This window comes from candidate division WWE3 bacterium (genome assembly GCA_026396615.1).
Taxonomy (GTDB): domain Bacteria; phylum Patescibacteriota; class WWE3; order JAPLWK01; family JAPLWK01; genus JAPLWK01.
In genome coordinates, this window is record JAPLWK010000011.1 from 67981 (window position 1) to 85255 (window position 17275).

The following is a 17275-nucleotide window of genomic DNA, read 5'->3' on the forward strand; positions in this document are numbered from 1 at the left end:
GCGATTGTTTTTTTTTTTTTTTTTAGCTGATAATTCCAATATTTTTCGGACAGGCTTTCAGACAAAGTTTTGTCGGCAAACTCAAACCAGAAAATACCCTGTGTTTTGATGTGTCCGGTTAGGAGACATCCACTGGCTTTTAAGGCCGCCGCTTCGGAAAGGTCTTTAGTTGTGTAGGTGTTCTGCATTTCCATATCCATATTTCTGGGCAACGTCACCAAATGACGTTAACCATTACGTAATTACGGACTTAGTTAATCACAGAAAAAGTGCCTACATCATTTATAGGTTTATTGGAAAAATGTTGGACGATTCTAGGGTGTTTAAGGTCGTAGTTAAGGCATTAGTTTATATCCACTGTTTTGTTGAGTCTTAATCAGACCTTTAATTACGCTTTTTGGAGCTCTGGTTTTCCTTAGCATCCTTAGCAGACTACTCTTTAATGGCGGTAATCTTTCTTGGGAGGGAGTTCTAGGTATAGTCCTAAGGTCATCCTTATCAATTTTTGCAGGGTAAAAAAAGCTATCAATGTGCCTACACATATCTTCGTAAGTTACAAGTGCACCTGGGTGCCTAAACATTGCTACTAAGAACTTAAACTCCTCCCTAGCTGTGGATATTGTAGTAGATTTGTAGTTCTTATACTGAACGACTCCTGAATCCTCGTAAACCGCAAACCCTTTGTGTCTCAGTGGCTTAGTGCTATCTCCCGGAATCGTATTAAGGTTGTTTTCGTCTTTGTAGTTATCAGATAATTCGCTAAGTTTTATATCATCGACCAATTTCTTAAGCTGTTCTATAAACTTGTAATTCAATATTTTAACAACCGCCACTTGTCCGATTTGATGATCGCCCTCTTCTGTTATTGTTTGGATTTTAAGGACCTTTAATGCCTCCAGCTTCTCCAGGAAGGCACTGTCGTTTAGTACCGGGCTACCGCCGGAGTTTCCGTAATACTCAATTAGATGACCAAGCGCCGTTTGTGTAAGCAACTCATTGGTGTGTGGAAGGCTGATGACTATGCCGCCCTTCAAACTCTTATCCGCCGGATTCTTTAACTCCTCCATTCTGTATAGCTCGTTAACCATTTGCCATATCTTTTTATCCTTAACGAGTTCCCGGACCTCATATATTAGAAGTTTTTCAGTTTTACTCTTGTTCATTTTAATTTAGTTACAGATCTATTTTAAGTATTCGGTTTCGGCCGACCTCCAAGAATGGCTTCCACACCAGCCGACCGTTTTTCTAAATTAGCCGCTCTTGTAGCTTCCAGTTCGTTATCAATCTCTATCTTGGTGCTAAACTCGCTTCTTGCCTTCCGTTCAAGGTACCATTTAGATATTTCCACATCCCCAGCGTTTAATCTACCGATTATATTCCTCCGAGCAATGAGTTTGGGGTTGTGCTTCAAAAGTTCTTTTCTACTGGAATAATCCGGATTTTCTTTGCAGTAATTGTAGAGTGTCTTAGGGTCAATTTTGGCGATTAGACAGGATTCTTCATCGGTGTGACCGCCTAGGAAAGCGGAGTCTAATTTTTCCAGTAGCTTAGGTGTTATTTTTAATGGTCTTCCGACCAATCCGGACCGTTCTTTTCTCATACCTTTATTTTAATCGTTATTGTGATAAGAAACAAAAGGCTATGGTTTTAAGAGTTCGTGGGGCGATACTTCTAACACCTTAGCTAATCTAGCTAAAGTTTCCAGTGACGGGTTCCTCCGACCATTTTCAATCTCATTAACGGAAGTTAGGTCAAGATGGGCGTTCTCTGCCACTTGTTGCTGGCTTAAACCCCGCTTTCTTCTAGCCTGTTTTATGTTGTTGCCGAGCCTTCTTCTAAGAGCATCCATAAGAAACCTCTTGAAGAAGTATGGTTTCTATGCCAATATAAAACTATGGTACAGACGCCATATAGTGCCTAGTTAATAAAGTTATGACAGCAACTAACCAAAAAGAATCACCTCCCGACACCGGTTTTATTTACTCTTTAATGTGGTGGAAACTGGACCCGAAGGAGGTAGAGAAGCAAGTAAGTAATTATGCTACTACCCCATTTATTAAAACTTTCAGAGGCGTAGCTGGATTGCTTTTACTGCTTTCTGCCGCAGTCACGGCGGCTTTTGTGCTGACCGGTATAGTTAGCGCAGCTTCTTGGCTAGATTGTGCAATAATCCTGTTTCTAGCTCTCTTTATCTTCTTAGGATTTAGGTGGGCAATGGTTTTAGGGATGGTTGTTGTAACAATAGAGCGTGGTGGTGGCATACTCATTGGGCTTTTGACAGATATTTCTCACCCCAACATTATCCAAATTGGGATTGCCTTACTGTGGTGGGCAGTATTAATGCGCTTCCTTTACGCTGCATTTAGGGTGGAGAGATTAAGACCGCCAAAACCTCATTTAAGCGAACCTACGCCCCCTATAGCTTCAAATGAGGCCATCAAAACAAAGGTTAATTCCATTGCCTTGACACTTAAATCTAAGGTTCCCACAAAAATTCTCTTGGTTGCTATACCGGCCCTACTTTTGGGTTTGGGCTTTTATTGGTTCAACTTGCGACCCTCTCAAATTAGACGGGATTGCTCCGTAGTGAAACAAGAGGTCTCAATAATTGAGGCAAAGTTGGTCAATAACCAATACATCTCACTCGCTTATGAGGCTTGCGTGCAGAATAACAACCGTTTAATTAGGACCCTTAACCTGCCTAAAAATGCCATACCCACCACAGAGTGTTGGCGTGAGGCTAAGAGCGAGGAGTACACTGCCTGCCTTCATAGCAACGGTTTATAGACTTTATGACACAACCAGAAAATCATCAAATACACCTTGTTCTTAACATCCCCCGCCGAAAACATATTATTTTAACAATTTCTACGTTCATGATCGTGGCACTAGTCTTATTAGGCGCTACAATGGCCTACTCAGGAAAGATCAAGTCAGAAGGTGACGCAGAATACGCAAAACATAATTACGCTGTAGCCTTGTTGAAATACAACGAGGCCAAGAAGTGGTCACTATTAGATAGGATTAGTCCGAAGAAGCAAGACAGTGTTCTGGGAGCTGCAAAAACTAATACTGAAGCTGTAATTAAATCGTCAAAAGACTTTACCCAAGGAATGGACGCTTTTAATAAGAAACAGTATCCGGAGGCAAAAAGATTGCTTTCTTTACTAACTCCAGACGATGAACATTACCAAGAGGCCAAAGATACTTTAAAAACCATAGAAACCATAAACACCGCCAAGTTAGCCGAAGCACCAAAACCAGTAAACACCTCAGTGGTAATAGTACCGGTTGTAAAACTAGTACCTAAGGTTGATCCGCTTCCAGTTGTAATTCCTAAAGAGGAATCTATACCGTTAGCCCCGGTCCAAAACACATTACAAGAGAGTAACAACCAAGTAGCTAAAACTTACCCCATCCTCTCGCTTAATGAGTTAGCCAGCAATTATGATCAACTAAAAGATTATGCTAACGCCATTTACGATGATTTTATCAATACCAATAATATCCAATATTTAACACCAGATCAACAAAAAGACCTGTTTCAACAAAAAGCTGAATCGTATTTTAAGCAATTAGCTGATCAAAAATTAGCGTCTCTCAAAGAAGAGATAAAGCAACTAGACACTACTCCCGCACCTGAAACTCCACCAGCTGTCTACGTCAATCCAGACGTAGAAGCAGCTCTACAAAGCCTAAGAGATAAACTTAACTCAACTAGTAATAACCCCTTTCTTTCGGCAACCGCTAAGAGAGGCCAAATAAGTGGGGCTTATCGTACTTGGATTGGTGAAAATCAAAGCGTTTACTCAATAATATCAACCACCCGCTATAAAACTGATCTAAACACAATTCTGGCTGCCTACGGTTTATAAAAGAAAGTTAGTCAGCTAAAGAAAAATATGAGTCTATTTCAAAATTTTGATTGGAATCAACTGGAACACAGCGATGAGGAAAATTTGCGTTGGTCTTGGTTGCGCGCAGTTGAATGGGGAATTTGGCCAGCTTTTCTAAGCGGACCAGTCGTGCCGCTGCTGTTGCCATTTTTTGAATGGTGGAAAGTTATCGGAGTAGTTGCCATATTAACTGTCCTCTGGTCTTTCGTAAGATATAAATATGTCAACTTAGCTATGGCAAGGTTCGGAGTGTATTTCGTACTTCTGAAATGGATTCTTTGTCCATTAGCGGCGATTTATCTTGTGGTTCAGCATAATTACATTTTGGCGATATTAGCGATTCTTTGGCCAATTTTGGCAGCGTTTTTAGGAGTTTTTGTCGGAGGTACTCAAATTGGAATACTTCAAAAAATGTTTATGAACAAATTAGGGTATACAGAAAATCAAACGGCATAATTATGTGGCCATTTAGCAAACAGTCAAAAATTGCCATATATAGCGCAACTTATCAGATATGCTTACACCGTAACGGTTTATAGATTAAACCAAGTTATCCTTATCCCACTAGTTTCGCTGATTAGGTCAGTGGTTCGGCCAAGTCAAGGAGTATCAATAAATGAGCAATTTCCAAACTTTGGGTTTGTTGATGGGATCATAGAGTGCTTGATTTTGATAATTTTCTACCGAATAGTCCCGGCCATACCGACCAACTTTTTATATATCACGGCGGCTATTTACCTGATAAATCAATTGGGAAGGGTTTACAAACACGGTTATAACGACAAAAATCATTTGGAGTTAAAGCAACTAATCGGTTTTACAGTAACTTTAGTCGTTAATACGATTTTGTGAAAAGCTATCTTAAAAAGCTATTAAGTAAATGCCACCTCACTAGTAGAAAAACCATTACTCCGGGGAATTATAACCGTATTTTTCTTTGGCCGTACTTAGATGAAATTAACAGAGATTTTACAGATGATATTTTGGAGAGTCTTAAAAATGAGCCTTTTACGATTGATAAAAACAAACGGCAATTAGAAATAGACGTAGGAATATTCCTTTATCACATTGTTGGTCAATTGGAAGGATTACTGAAAATATTTAAAGATCCACCATCGCCAGAATTACACAGTTGTAGCCAGGAAATGCTTGAATATTTTTATGTTCGTTGGGGTAAAGGTGAGGATCGTGATAAATTCATCTCCGAAATTAGGAAAAAATACATAGATAAAGTTAAAGCGTATGCGTTTTATCAATCCCAGTATTCACGATCAGAAATGGGGCTAGAAGATCTTGAGGCTTGTGTGGCTGTGATTCTTCTAGGTGTTAAGTACGAAGAACTTACAATGTCTTTTATAAAAGTTATAGAAGAATTACATAAAGGCAGTACATCAATAATTTTTAATGTTTTAAAAGTTTTTAAAAAAGAATTTATAATTTCGAACAGTGCTTAAAGTAGTATTTTGTTGAGTAGATTACAATGATTTCGTATGCGAATTACTCTTTGCACCGGCGACATAACAGAATTTGAAGGGGGCGCCCTAATCTGCCCCTCAGACACTGAGCTAACCAATAGTAGCACCAGTATTACTAAGCTGGTACTGAAAAAAGGGCGACCTGACTTAGCGAAGGAGGTTAGCGCTTTGGGCTACATAGAACTAGGTTGCGCGGCCATTTTTAAAGGTTATAAATTAAAAGTTAGTCACGTTATATTCGTACCAGTAAAAGATGGTGGTCACGGTGATGTAGCAATTGATTACTTGCTTTTGCATAAAGCCTTAAGGAGCGCTCTTACCCTGGCCGATCTTTATGGCGTAGAGAGGCTGGCCATACCAATGATGGTCCCCAGAGCAACTACCAAACCTTCCATTATTAGATCACTTCTAAGTATTGACGATAAACCAGCCTCTACAACACTAACTGATGACGCCTGTTTAGACATTATTGCAGCGGTTTCTAGAGATTTTGAGGATTCGACTATCAAAGAAATATCTATTTATCGTAATACCAAGCCCCAAAACGTCCAGGAACTTCTGCCGATTAAAAGGCGTTAAAGAGTTACAACATATGGCTATAACAAATACGACAAAAAATGGGTTACAAGTTAATGATGCTTCCAAGTTAGCTGCTGAAAATATTCTTGGTGCCTTGATTGATCTCGCAATAGATAGCTGGCTGCTCAAGTCACCAGATCAACGTGCGCACATCACCAATACTATTAATTCTAGTTTGCTACTAAAAAATGATAAGCAAAAGCCTTAGCTTTTTAACTACAAAATATGCAAAAAAAGCTGGGGACTACTATTTAAAGTCTAAAGATTTTAATGGGTTCCCTATTAGCGACATCGATCTTCCACAGGAGACGAGGATTCGTTTGTTAAATCGGATGGTGCGTCTTCGATTAGTCGATGTTAATTTCGGTGACAATCATCCTAACCCGCATATTAAAGCGTTAGAGCTAGGAAGCAGTAAAATTCAGCTTGAAAAGCTAAGGAAGGCAGACATAGGATCTGCCTGCTTGTACCCAACAAAAAGTTATTTAAAAGGTATTGTTAATATCTCGAAATATGCCGAAAAGCCGTTTGACCTTCTTCTCGCGCTTGGCGAGCCACAATTAGGTTTTAGAGCATTTGATATTGACGTCTTGGAGTTTTATAGAAACGATCCAAGATTTAGATTTTTCAATGATGGTGTTTACGGAAGTATCGGAGTACGATCGGCAAGGTTTGGATCAAAAGAAATGAATAAGCGAAATAATAGCTTTCTTCAAACTTTTGGTTATTGCTTTAGTGCTAAGAAGTTTAAGAGGGCTGTTGCTGTTTATCTCAGGTACTTATGTAATTTAAGTTCAGAGCATCAACAGATATGGAAAACTAAACTTTTGAGTGGGAAATACATAATTCACCCAGACTACTACACAGCAAGTATGGGGGAGTGGCCAGAAAAAGAGCCGATCTTTACAGCATTTCTTGAGGAAATTCATCATATAAATAAAATGGCGGAACTAGCGGGTATGCCACCATTATTTAAGAAAGAATACTCCCAAGAAAACAGACCAGATAATTTCATGTTTCTAGTTAGAGCAACAAAGAAAGAGTACAGTGATTTCGTACACACATTAGACAAAATGCTCTCAGAAAATATTAATATTGATTTCTTTAGAGATGATTCAATTTACATGGCTACGTATACAAATAATCGAGACGGAACTAAGAACAAGCTGAATAAAGGTTCAATAATCCTTCTAAAAGAATGGGTAGAAAAACACTTTAATACTACTGACCAAGAACCATTGAAAAAGATGGTAAGTACTTTAAAGAAGATACGGAGTTTAAGACAATCACCTGCTCATGAGGTCGAAGAAAATGAATTTAACCAGAAATACTTTAAGATGCAGAGAGAACTTATAAGCGAGGCTTACGATGCAATTAGGACCATTAGGCTTATCTTTACCAATTTCCCAAATGTTAGAGGTGTATACAAAGATGTTCCTACATGGCTGTACGAGGGTAAAATTAGAGGCTTCTAAACCTTTGGCACTTATGATGAGCACAAACGAGGTAGAAATTAAATGGACATTAAAGCTAGACGAAAAAGGCCTTATTGGTAGGGAGTGTCCTAAATGTAACAAGTACTTTAAGATAAAACCAGTAGAATCTGTCGTATCCTCAAATATTTCGTGCCCATACTGTGACTACCCTGCTGCCTTTAACAAGTTTTTTACCTGTGATCAGAAGGAGCACTTACTAAGCGTCGCCGCATATGAGGTCGTGAATCCAGCAATTGAGCGGTTTCAAGGAAGGTTAAGGGGTCTTGAAAACTCTTGTGGTCCACTTAAAGTTACAGTTCGTACCGATAACGTCCAATTCAAAATAAAACCTTATCGGGAAAAGATTTTAGAGACTCAACTTGTGTGCACTAGCTGTAAAACGGAGTTTGCTATTTATGGAGTTTTTTCTAATTGTCCAGTATGCATGAGATTAAACGCTTTAGTAATTCTTACTAAATCGCTTGAGCTTTGTGAGAAAAAACTAAAACTTTGCGAAGAAACAAGCATCGATGAGGAAATTAGAATCAGCTTTAAAGAGGATTGTCTTAACAGTGCTGTAGCAGCGTTCGATTCTTTTGGCAAAGCTCTTCGTAACAAGTACCCTAAAACATTTCCAGCCCAACCAAATAATCTATTTCAAAATATCGCCAACTTGGACAAATGCTTACAGGTTGCTTTTGGGAAGAAAATCTCGGATTTTATAGGCAGCAACGGTGCGGTTACAATTTTTAAGATGTTCCAAGTAAGGCATCTATACATACACAATTCCGGTGTTATCGATAATAACTTTATTACTTCTATACCAAGTTATGCCTTTAATTTCGGAAAGAAGTATGGATTAGAAACAATAGAGCTAAGGAGTTTTATTGCTGAACTTAATGCCTTAGGAAAATGTTTATATGCAGAAGTTGAATGAACTTTACTCTTCTTTTTGGTTATCAAAACGTTCTAATAAACTAGACCACATATCATAAACGAATACGAAGGTCCTATTCCTACTTACAGATATATTTCTTAAATACATATGCAAGCAATAAATAATTTTAGTATGATGTTGATTAATCAGTAACACAGGGTTGTTCTTTTGGTGCCGGCAAGGCTGGTGCAGAGACCGAAACAAGATCTTCCCGCTCCTTAAAGTGATTCTGAACTTCTGAGAGAACGCCATAATTTATAAAGTTAGTAATTTTTTAACCAGGGACTATCAACAATGGAATCTATACTTGTAAACCCCTATACCGCCATACGCCTTTTTGCTAAAACATATTTAGCGTATGGAGATACTGTACTAATTGATAGGAGGTACAAAGTCACAAGAGAAGCTTGGATTGCTTCAATGTTTCTAATTGCCTTAAAAAAACAAACAGGCAATGATTGGTGGCTTACACCTGTACTAAATAGCGGCTCACCTGACTTTGAATGCTATTCTTTCTACATAGAATCAGATTATAAGTTCGTGGTTAGATCGGTAATTAAACTGGAGGTTTTTGAGTGGAGAAAAGCTAGCAATGGTGACGATTTTGTGGGCTCAATTAAAAGAATAAAACTTGATAAAATTATTGATCCGGAAATAACACTCCTATGCTACATTCGCCGAAATTGTACTGTTCAGCCTGCTGTAGAGCTATCTAAACAAATGGCTGAATTAAATCCAAGAGTGAAAGATATTTGGTATTTAGGTGATGTTAGTGGTGATTCTACTAATTGGAGAGTGGCAAAAGTGTATCCTGACAATTTGGCGGCAGATATAAATTACGACGATGTTTTGAGAACAACAGAGCAATACAGTTTTTTAGGTCCCCATAGAGGAAAGTCAAACAAGGTTGAGTTTGAGCCAACAGGTAAAAAGATACTCCTAACGCCAGAGTTCAAAATAGTTGAGTTGCCTAATTGATGCACTGACTAACTGGATTTGGTATGGCTGGGAGTGTAATAGATACTAAGTCTTCGGACTCCTTAAAATAGTTCCGAACTTCGTCTACGGTTCGCAGCCAAATATTTATGTTGTCACACCGGCCTTTAATGAGGTAACCAGCTAGAACACTCGAACTATCTATAATAAATTACTAATAACTGCAAATGCTAAAAACTCTTTACATGGTCATTATATGAGCATAAATTACATATGTACAAGCATTTAGCAACTAAGTTTGCGTATGACTGCCAAGAATAATGGTGAAAAGTTAATAAAAATAATTACCAAACCCCTTGGTGTAGTAGCAATAACAATCTCAGTTCTCTTGTTCGCTGTTGTTGGCTATAAGTACCTACTGACTAAACCAAGCTTTGGGGTAATAACAAAAATATTACAGAGAACTACCGGGGTCGAGTATCGATCTGTATCTCAAGGCAGTGTTTACCCATGCAAACTTACTTTTGAGTATTTCGACGAATCTGGACAAAAGATAAGTAAGACAACAAATTATGAAACGGATCCTTGTTCACCAGACAATGTTAATTACTATAAAGTAGGCCAAGAAATAAGTGTGCGTTTTGACCCGGTTCAAACACAGAAAGCTGAAATATTTGGGGTATGGGATAAATTATTGTCACCTACTTGTTTGCTAATTTTCGGAATAGTATCGTTATTAGTCTCCAGAGATAAGAGTGTCTTTATAAAACCAAAAAATTCACTGAATAAGGTATGAATTATTTAAAAATAGCTTCTATTATCGTTGGGTTAGTTGTATTTTATTCAGGAATAAGGGACATTTATTACTTCACAAAAGGTTTTGGTCTCCAAGTTCATATTTTATTCAACCCTTATTACGCTGGGGTAAAGCCAAAAGCCACTAAACCTGAAAAGATATTCCTACTACTACAGGCATTAGTACAAATAGTCGCGGGTGTCGGCCTATCCTTAGTTGGGCTGATCTTAATGTAACTGTAAATTAGTTAAATTGGAACACAACTACGTAATCTTAAAATACCCAACCATTTATTAAACTCCTGTTTATTACTTTGAATTGCACTTCCCGGTAAGTTACTTATTTCCTGACTTGCATTTAAATTATTTACCCAACCTTTCCAACTTTTCTCAAGTTGATCAGTAGTTAAACCGGTAGCTTTATTTAGTGTTGTTTCTTCACTTTCAAAAACATTTCTTTTAGAGGCCGTTAAGATTAAATATTTATTAAAGTAACCAGACTGCCACAGAAACGACGCAAAGATTTGTTCAGTATCCTTCGATGACTGGTGGTGAATAATATCAATGATCTTAGGAGTAGACCCAGATGCAGCAATATCCTTCTTAAACTCCTCAAATCGCCAAGGATTAGGGTATCCGGTACAAGCCAACATTTTCCCGCTTTCGTAGTAGCCATAAATTTTCTCAAACATTGCAGGAAAACCTTCTTGAAGCCAATCAGGAACTCTATAATTTTCTTGGTCAATAAAACTATGAACTAGTTCGTGGGCAAAAGTACCAAAACCAGCGTCGGAATAAGATATAATTTCTTTAGGTTGTAGGTTGTAGTAGCCATATTCAGAATCCGCTGTCTTAAACTTATTAAAGTCATTAAGATTAGAAAATATATAAATTTGTAACCGGCCTTTATTGCTAATCGTAAAGAAATTCCTAGAAAAGTAGCCCCTGAACCCCTCAAAGAATTCCAGGTAAGTTTTGGCTTTAGATTCACCAATGTCGGTATTGATAATATAGTTGGCGGATTCGTAGGTATTCTTCAGCGATGGAGATTGATAAATAGTCTGCTTTAGATTTGGATTAGTGGTTCGAGTACTCTGTGCTGTCTGAAGTATATTTACTCTAAGAAACGCTATAATTACAAAAAAAGCAACAGCTGAGATCAAAATTATAAACAAGCCGGCAATGACAATTTTAACTTTTAACGTTGTTGGCATGGTATCTAATCAATAATAGCAAAGAAGTTCACAATTTCCTTGGTCACCCACAGCCACCCCACTTCGCTAAAGCTACGTGGGGCTGTAGAACGAATCCTAAGTATTACTTAATTATTTAGAGCAGCCAAGTAGTGGGGTGTCACACGAAGCCTTGGCGAAGTGGGACGAAAGTAAGTCCATGTATTACGTTTATATTCTAAAAATGGCCAACGGATTGTATTACCATGGTTATACCAACGACCTAAAACGAAGAATTCAGCAACACGAACATGGAGAAACTATTACTACTTCAAAATATTTACCAATTAAATTAGTTTGTTATCTTGCATTTACTAGCGAGAATAAAGCCAAAGAATTTGAGGAATATCTCAAAGGTGGATCTGGTTATGCTTTTAGAAACAGGCATCTACTATAATTCCTAGATATGAAAATTCTTAACGTAATCAGTTTCTTTTTAAATCTCCCCTACTCAATCGCCGGTTTAATAACCGAGTTAATATCTATTCCGAAAAGTATTTTTTTTCAATAAGGACCCACTAGCAATAATTACCCATATTAAAAAGTTTTGGTGGGAGTTTGGGTATATGAAAAATGCTCGGGCTACGACAATAGGACACGTAATACTTTTGAGTCCGAAAATAGAAGTGGATGATATCAACCACGAGTTAATTCATGTGGTCCAAAACCAAAAGGCACCACTGATACAACCTTTTCTGTATTACTTCGAGCTTCTTAAAAATGGTTACAAAAATAATAAATACGAAGTCGAAGCCTACAAGAAGTCTGAAAGTGTCTATCATGAAAAATAAAAGGCCAGAGTTGTAATTTCTGGCCTTACCGAATTAACTAAAGGCAGTAACTCCGAATCTTCTTAGAGTATCTCCAAAGTCTGGTAAATTACGAACTTTATACGAAAACCACTTTAGCAAACCATCGCGCTCCGCAGAATCTAAGTGGCTCAGAATCTCGTCATATTTTAAAAATACAGCCATAGACTCTGTAGTCGGAGTAAGTTTAAGCTTATGACATAAGTACATACCCCGTGAAGCCACTCCTCCCAAAGCTCGCCAGTATGTTCTCTGTCTAAATCCCATCCAAACTGCAATCCCCTGAAAACGAATGTCGTAGGATCTGTTACTTATGTGGTCCAAAGTTTTGGCTCCAAAAAAAGCCTCGCCACTTTCGGCCACGCACATTGCCATAGTAAGCCAGTCTGTATAGTTCGAATATACGCCAACTACGTCTTGCTGCATGTTTCCGGATACACCAGTAGCTGTAACGTTCTCAAACTCCCAGTCACTAAACGGCCCAAGTTTAAGTTGTGATTCGGCCTTCACAACACACTCACTAATACCAGGTTGGTTACGACAGTAACCATTGAAGATAACGTCACAATCAGCTGGAAGAAATCCGAGTAAAGTATCTCTAATAAATCCACCAGCAATTGCCGGATTGCTAAACAGTGGATTTATACTTGATGCTAGCCTTAAAACAGATAAACGATCTTGTAAACCTTTATCGCCGTTAAGTATTGTCTGAGCTGAATTTCTCGATAACATTTTTCTCACTCTCTCCGTAAATTTGGATTGCTGGATTTTATGTTAAATAAATAGTTAAGTCAAAATATATTGTACATATAAGTCGCGGCTTGCAAACTTATTAGCCACCACGAGTAAGTATCATAAGGTAGGTGACCTGAACTTGACGCAAAACCGGTAACCGACTACGCTTAATTTAATTATGCCCAGTGATTATCAGTATTTAGTAAAAAGCCATAAAGAATTAATAACTAAAACCGGCAAAAAATGCCTTAAACTAAGCTTGCTAAGTAGAACAGAAAAAGTAGAAGGGGTTATTTGGGAAGAAAATTTTGGCAACTGTGATTTTTCCGACGGTGCCATCATTGAAGTTACCGGTAATAAGAGCACTTACTTCGGCTCACCAACTATCAATATTGAACAGACTAAAATAATCAACGGTGATATAGCCACATTTCAACCACAAATTGCGACCATGGTTTTTGATATCGAAACTTTTGGGGCTAGTTTTGATAGTCTTACAGCACATCAACAAGAGTATTTAATAAACAATTTAACCAAAGGTGAAGAAGATCTAGAGAAAGCTAAACAAAAAACCGGGCTGTTTTACTTGTTCAGCCAGGTGGTAGCAATTGGGATGTTTAACCCCGACACTAATTCAGGTCAAGTTTTGGCAATTGCAGATACTGAGTTAAAACCAGAAAAAACTAATTATAAATATCAAAGCTGCGCCAACGAAAAGGAGCTGCTAGAAAAATTCTGGGAATTAAGCATTAATTACAAAAGATTCGTTGGTTTTAATAGTAAAGAATTTGATTTGCCGTTTTTAAAGATGCGTTCCGCGATTAACCGAGTAAAAGTTAGCAACGATTTAAAGTCAGAACGCGGCAATTTTATCGATCTTCAAGACGAACTAAAACAAGGCCGAGCTTATAAATTGGAGTTTATTTGCGAAGCTTTTGGGATAGAAAATCCCAAGGAAGCTGGGGTATCAGGGTTAGCCGTGCAAGGTTTATTTAAAAATAAACAGTACCAAACAATTGCCGATTATGTGGCGCGTGACGCCTACTCTACCGCTGAACTATACAAAATCTGGCTTAAATACATGAGTTTTGATTAGTCACGAACGCCGGCAATGAAAAGCCGAGCCGATAACTTAACAATATCTCATACTTAACTAACGACTTTGTCGACATTGTATCTGGTTGGGAACATGCTTTTGTTTACTTAGTCACCAACAGACATTTAATAGCTGTATAATATATCCATGTTCATAGATAGATTGAAAGAGCTATTTAAGTTAACAGGAATTCCGGTTTTAATTGCATCCCTGTGTTGCTTAGCGCCGATTATTCTAGTGGCCGCCGGTATTTCCACGTTATCTTTTGCCATTTCTTTAACTAATTTACTCGATGGAACTTATCGTTGGGTCTTTATGCTAGCTGGCGTAATTTCACTAATAGTAAGTTTAATTATTTATTTTCGGAGACGAGGAATTTGCACCGTTAGTCAAGTGTTACGACAACGAAATGAAATAATTAATAAGACAATCCTAAGCATCCTTGTCAGTATTATTCTTTACTATCTTTTCTTTTATGTATTTCTCGGCGCAATTGGACGAGGACTTAAAATTTGGAAATAATCGATCTGTATTAAATTATTATATAATCCTCAATATATGCAGCAATTAAAAGTTCCAATTTATACCCAAGAAAAAGCTAATACCTGCGGCCTGGCGGCTTTACGAATGATTTTGGGGTATTTTGGGGATAATGTTAGTGAGACCGAGCTAAACAAAAACATAAAACTTCACAGCTTTGGCACTTTTACTACCGAAATTGGATTGATTCCTATTAAAAGAGGGTACCGTGTTACTATCGAAATCTTTCACTTAGGTATATTCGGTCCTCTAGCATTACCTTTCAGAACAGTAATTACGTCGAACATAATTAGTAATATTAAACCAAACCCTAGAGACAAGTGGACATACGAAAGTATTAAATCGTTTTTAAAAGCAGGTGGTTTAATGATTTACAATCCGCCAACCATCCAAATAATTGAAAACATATTAAAGTCTAAAAAACCGATGTTAGTAAATATTAATACCGCGACTTTAGGAAAGTATAAAAATGTTTGGTCTAATGGGCATTTTGTTGTAATCCAAGGCTTTGACTCAAAAAATTTTACTGTCTTAGATCCTGGCAGATTTGTGCAAAAACAAAGTTACGAAATAGACAAAAATGAATTAGTACTCGCTTCCACCATAAACTGTGCTTGGTCGAGTGGGTACTTAATGTCTTTTTCGAAGTAGTAGTTATAAACTGGCCGTAAGTCTAATTTATAACGTGACAACTATGCCCAAACTAATTAAATATCAAATTGAATTGTTGGTAGTCTTTGGTTTCAGTCCAATAGGTAGGCCCTGATACCCAAGCAACCATAAAGCTTTATCAAAAATTAACCAACTAACTTCTGCCTCCTTACAAGCATTACTCCATAAATTCTTAACTCTTGAAATAAAAAGCGATTGACTTATATTTATAGGATATGAAGAAACTAGCCATAATTGTAATCCTATTAATAATAGGAGCTGTAGTTTTAAGTAATATTTTTATTTCTCCGATTTTAAAAAATTATACGGCGTGCATTTTGGATGTAGAAAATAATGTAAACTTTGATACTACGAAACAAAACTTAGAAAAAATTCCCACCGCAGCCGCAAAATATTTATATGTATGTACGGAAGATCAACGGGCCCTGTTAAACTTAAAAGCTTGTATGAGTAAACAACGGCAGCAAAGTCTTTTTAGCGTAATTATAGAAAAAATCTTAGAGCCACGAACGACTAATTTATACGATGACCACAACCGTAGGTGCGGCGATTTACCAGTTTAAGAACTACTTAATAAATGCCAGAAATTAGTCAAAATTATCAAATAACAGGATTAGATAAGGAAGCGCTGTTTACGGAGGCAACCGGGGCCATGGAAAAAATTGGTGGGTATATAATTTCTGAAAATATAGATCCGATAACTAATAATAAAATCTGCAAGTTTGGCGTAAAAAGCTTTTGGACTGGAAATGCTATTGAGATTAGTTATTCAGTAAATGAGCAAGGGGAATTAAATGTATTAGGTTATATACCGCAAATTAGCATTAGCCCGCTAACTAAGCAAATGGATAGCTTTATAAATACTTTGGCTACTAATCTAAACCAAAAATACCAGATTAATTTTAAACACCCAAAACTAACTGTTTTTCTACCACCTTACAAAATGAAAATAAATGAGCTAGATAAAAAGATATTTTACTATGGATTAATACCAATTATATCTATACTTATTTTGGCAGCGATAGACGAAATTAGGCATTATGCTCTGCCAATTTTCGAAAATTTTCTAAAGCTACTTATTAAATCTACCCCCTAACAATCTGTTAGTTTTTCTAATACTTAGAAAGTAATGTAAAATTTTAAAAGTTAAAAAATGTCGCTAAATCATACTCGCTATAGCAACAACATTAATTAGCCTAACGGAAATTTATTTTAAAAATAATCATTGACATATATCCTAAGCAGTTAATAATAAATTAGTGACTAAATTTGATAAATTATTCGGTAGAGAAATAATAATTTTAACCACTAATCAGAAGGTCTGCTTAGACGAATACCACCCGGTTTCAATTGACCACGTAACCAAGGTGTCTACCGAAATAAATGAAGGCGGCTATAACTGCAAAATTTTAGCTGTAGATTCCTCGAGTGATTTAAAGCAAAAATTAAGTTTACTGGATCCCCAAAAAGTAGTGGTATTAAATTGGATTGAGCAAATAGATAATCTGTCTTACGGTTATCACATAGCTCCGCAGATTTTAGAGGATTTTGGATTTGCTTACACGGGCAATGATGCCAAAATACTTCTTGATAGTTGCGACAAAATTAAAATCAAAAAAATGTTGGTGGATGCTAGCGTAAGCACTCCTAAATATACGGTGCTCTACCCCGGATCTACCGATTTACCTGATTGGAATATTTTCCCCTGTATTCTTAAACCAGCTTTTGAACACTGCTCATCAGGCATCTCCCACTGTTCAGTGGTAGACACCAAAGATTTACTTTTTGCCAGAGCTAACGAATTGTTTAGTCAATTTAATCAGCCATTATTAGTGGAAAAGTTTATTGACGGCAAAGAATACTTTGTGGCCGCCTGGGGTCCCAACCAACCAGAAATTATGCCTTCCATTTGCCAAGATTACCGTTACACCGATGACTATCATTATCAAATATACGACTACGACACTAAATGGAACAAGGATTCGCAATATTTTAATGAGTACTGGAGTCACTCTAAAGTTAAATCGGTAAATGGTACTTCTAAAAAGATTTACGAAGAAGCCTTAAAGGCCATTCAATACACTGGTTGCCAAGGCTA

The 17275-nt window shown here is 37.2% G+C and carries 24 protein-coding genes; 19 read left to right on the top strand and 5 right to left on the bottom strand.

What is annotated here, in order from left to right; all coding sequences use genetic code 11:
* Window positions 1-335: 335 nt before the first annotated feature.
* The 3 genes from NT141_04455 to NT141_04465 are packed head-to-tail and all read right to left on the bottom strand — an operon-like array spanning window position 336 to window position 1849.
* Window positions 336-1163 (bottom strand): hypothetical protein, encoded by an 828-nt coding sequence (locus tag NT141_04455; protein MCX6784280.1) that lies wholly within the window; start codon window positions 1161-1163, stop codon window positions 336-338.
* A gap of 23 nt (window positions 1164-1186) precedes the next feature.
* Window positions 1187-1600 (bottom strand): hypothetical protein, encoded by a 414-nt coding sequence (locus NT141_04460; GenBank protein MCX6784281.1) that lies wholly within the window; start codon window positions 1598-1600, stop codon window positions 1187-1189.
* A 39-nt stretch (window positions 1601-1639) separates the two neighbouring features.
* Complete coding sequence (locus tag NT141_04465) at window positions 1640-1849, bottom strand: helix-turn-helix transcriptional regulator (protein MCX6784282.1); 210 nt, start codon at window positions 1847-1849, stop codon at window positions 1640-1642.
* Window positions 1850-1932: 83 nt separating this feature from the next.
* Here NT141_04465 and NT141_04470 point away from each other — a divergent pair, with 83 nt between their 5' ends.
* From NT141_04470 to NT141_04520, 11 genes are all read left to right on the top strand, one after another.
* Window positions 1933-2787 (top strand): hypothetical protein, encoded by an 855-nt coding sequence (locus tag NT141_04470; GenBank protein MCX6784283.1) that lies wholly within the window; start codon window positions 1933-1935, stop codon window positions 2785-2787.
* A gap of 5 nt (window positions 2788-2792) precedes the next feature.
* Complete coding sequence (locus tag NT141_04475) at window positions 2793-3875, top strand: hypothetical protein (GenBank protein MCX6784284.1); 1083 nt, start codon at window positions 2793-2795, stop codon at window positions 3873-3875.
* A gap of 27 nt (window positions 3876-3902) precedes the next feature.
* Window positions 3903-4352, top strand: coding sequence for a hypothetical protein (locus tag NT141_04480; GenBank protein ID MCX6784285.1), 450 nt, complete (start codon window positions 3903-3905; stop codon window positions 4350-4352).
* A gap of 392 nt (window positions 4353-4744) precedes the next feature.
* Complete coding sequence (locus tag NT141_04485; GenBank protein ID MCX6784286.1) at window positions 4745-5350, top strand: hypothetical protein; 606 nt, start codon at window positions 4745-4747, stop codon at window positions 5348-5350.
* Window positions 5351-5386: 36 nt separating this feature from the next.
* Complete coding sequence (locus tag NT141_04490; GenBank protein ID MCX6784287.1) at window positions 5387-5950, top strand: macro domain-containing protein; 564 nt, start codon at window positions 5387-5389, stop codon at window positions 5948-5950.
* A 13-nt stretch (window positions 5951-5963) separates the two neighbouring features.
* Entirely contained in the window at window positions 5964-6158 is a 195-nt protein-coding gene (locus NT141_04495) for a hypothetical protein (protein ID MCX6784288.1), read from the top strand.
* A complete protein-coding gene (locus tag NT141_04500; protein MCX6784289.1) occupies window positions 6139-7425 on the top strand; it encodes an AAA family ATPase in 1287 nt (428 codons plus the stop codon). Before NT141_04495 ends, NT141_04500 begins: the two co-directional genes overlap by 20 nt.
* A gap of 13 nt (window positions 7426-7438) precedes the next feature.
* Entirely contained in the window at window positions 7439-8362 is a 924-nt protein-coding gene (locus tag NT141_04505; protein MCX6784290.1) for a hypothetical protein, read from the top strand.
* 294 nt (window positions 8363-8656) lie between these two features.
* Entirely contained in the window at window positions 8657-9340 is a 684-nt protein-coding gene (locus NT141_04510; protein MCX6784291.1) for a hypothetical protein, read from the top strand.
* 262 nt (window positions 9341-9602) lie between these two features.
* The gene (locus NT141_04515) at window positions 9603-10094 is read left to right on the top strand and encodes a DUF3592 domain-containing protein (GenBank protein MCX6784292.1); all 492 of its coding nucleotides are present in this window, start codon (window positions 9603-9605) and stop codon (window positions 10092-10094) included.
* Window positions 10091-10330 (top strand): hypothetical protein, encoded by a 240-nt coding sequence (locus NT141_04520; GenBank protein ID MCX6784293.1) that lies wholly within the window; start codon window positions 10091-10093, stop codon window positions 10328-10330. Before NT141_04515 ends, NT141_04520 begins: the two co-directional genes overlap by 4 nt.
* Window positions 10331-10341: 11 nt before the next feature.
* Here NT141_04520 and NT141_04525 read toward each other — a convergent pair whose 3' ends face one another.
* Window positions 10342-11307, bottom strand: coding sequence for a hypothetical protein (locus NT141_04525; GenBank protein ID MCX6784294.1), 966 nt, complete (start codon window positions 11305-11307; stop codon window positions 10342-10344).
* 178 nt (window positions 11308-11485) lie between these two features.
* Between NT141_04525 and NT141_04530 the strand changes: the two genes are divergently transcribed.
* Together NT141_04530 and NT141_04535 are read left to right on the top strand one after the other, a co-directional pair.
* Window positions 11486-11722, top strand: a complete 237-nt coding sequence (locus NT141_04530) for a GIY-YIG nuclease family protein (protein ID MCX6784295.1) — start codon at window positions 11486-11488, stop codon at window positions 11720-11722.
* Between the two features lie 169 nt (window positions 11723-11891).
* Window positions 11892-12116, top strand: a complete 225-nt coding sequence (locus NT141_04535; protein ID MCX6784296.1) for a hypothetical protein — start codon at window positions 11892-11894, stop codon at window positions 12114-12116.
* Between the two features lie 33 nt (window positions 12117-12149).
* On the opposite strand, the gene NT141_04540 is transcribed toward NT141_04535, so the two are convergent.
* Complete coding sequence (locus NT141_04540; protein MCX6784297.1) at window positions 12150-12866, bottom strand: hypothetical protein; 717 nt, start codon at window positions 12864-12866, stop codon at window positions 12150-12152.
* Between the two features lie 181 nt (window positions 12867-13047).
* Between NT141_04540 and NT141_04545 the strand changes: the two genes are divergently transcribed.
* The 6 genes from NT141_04545 to NT141_04570 form a co-directional block, all read left to right on the top strand.
* Complete coding sequence (locus tag NT141_04545) at window positions 13048-13965, top strand: ribonuclease H-like domain-containing protein (protein ID MCX6784298.1); 918 nt, start codon at window positions 13048-13050, stop codon at window positions 13963-13965.
* 147 nt (window positions 13966-14112) lie between these two features.
* Complete coding sequence (locus tag NT141_04550) at window positions 14113-14487, top strand: hypothetical protein (GenBank protein MCX6784299.1); 375 nt, start codon at window positions 14113-14115, stop codon at window positions 14485-14487.
* A 36-nt stretch (window positions 14488-14523) separates the two neighbouring features.
* Entirely contained in the window at window positions 14524-15156 is a 633-nt protein-coding gene (locus tag NT141_04555) for a C39 family peptidase (GenBank protein ID MCX6784300.1), read from the top strand.
* A 236-nt stretch (window positions 15157-15392) separates the two neighbouring features.
* Window positions 15393-15740, top strand: coding sequence for a hypothetical protein (locus NT141_04560; protein ID MCX6784301.1), 348 nt, complete (start codon window positions 15393-15395; stop codon window positions 15738-15740).
* Window positions 15741-15754: 14 nt separating this feature from the next.
* On the top strand, window positions 15755-16273 hold the full coding sequence (locus tag NT141_04565) for a hypothetical protein (GenBank protein MCX6784302.1): 519 nt from the start codon (window positions 15755-15757) through the stop codon (window positions 16271-16273).
* Between the two features lie 163 nt (window positions 16274-16436).
* On the top strand, window positions 16437-17275 hold an 839-nt coding region (locus NT141_04570; protein MCX6784303.1), incomplete at its 3' end, for a hypothetical protein.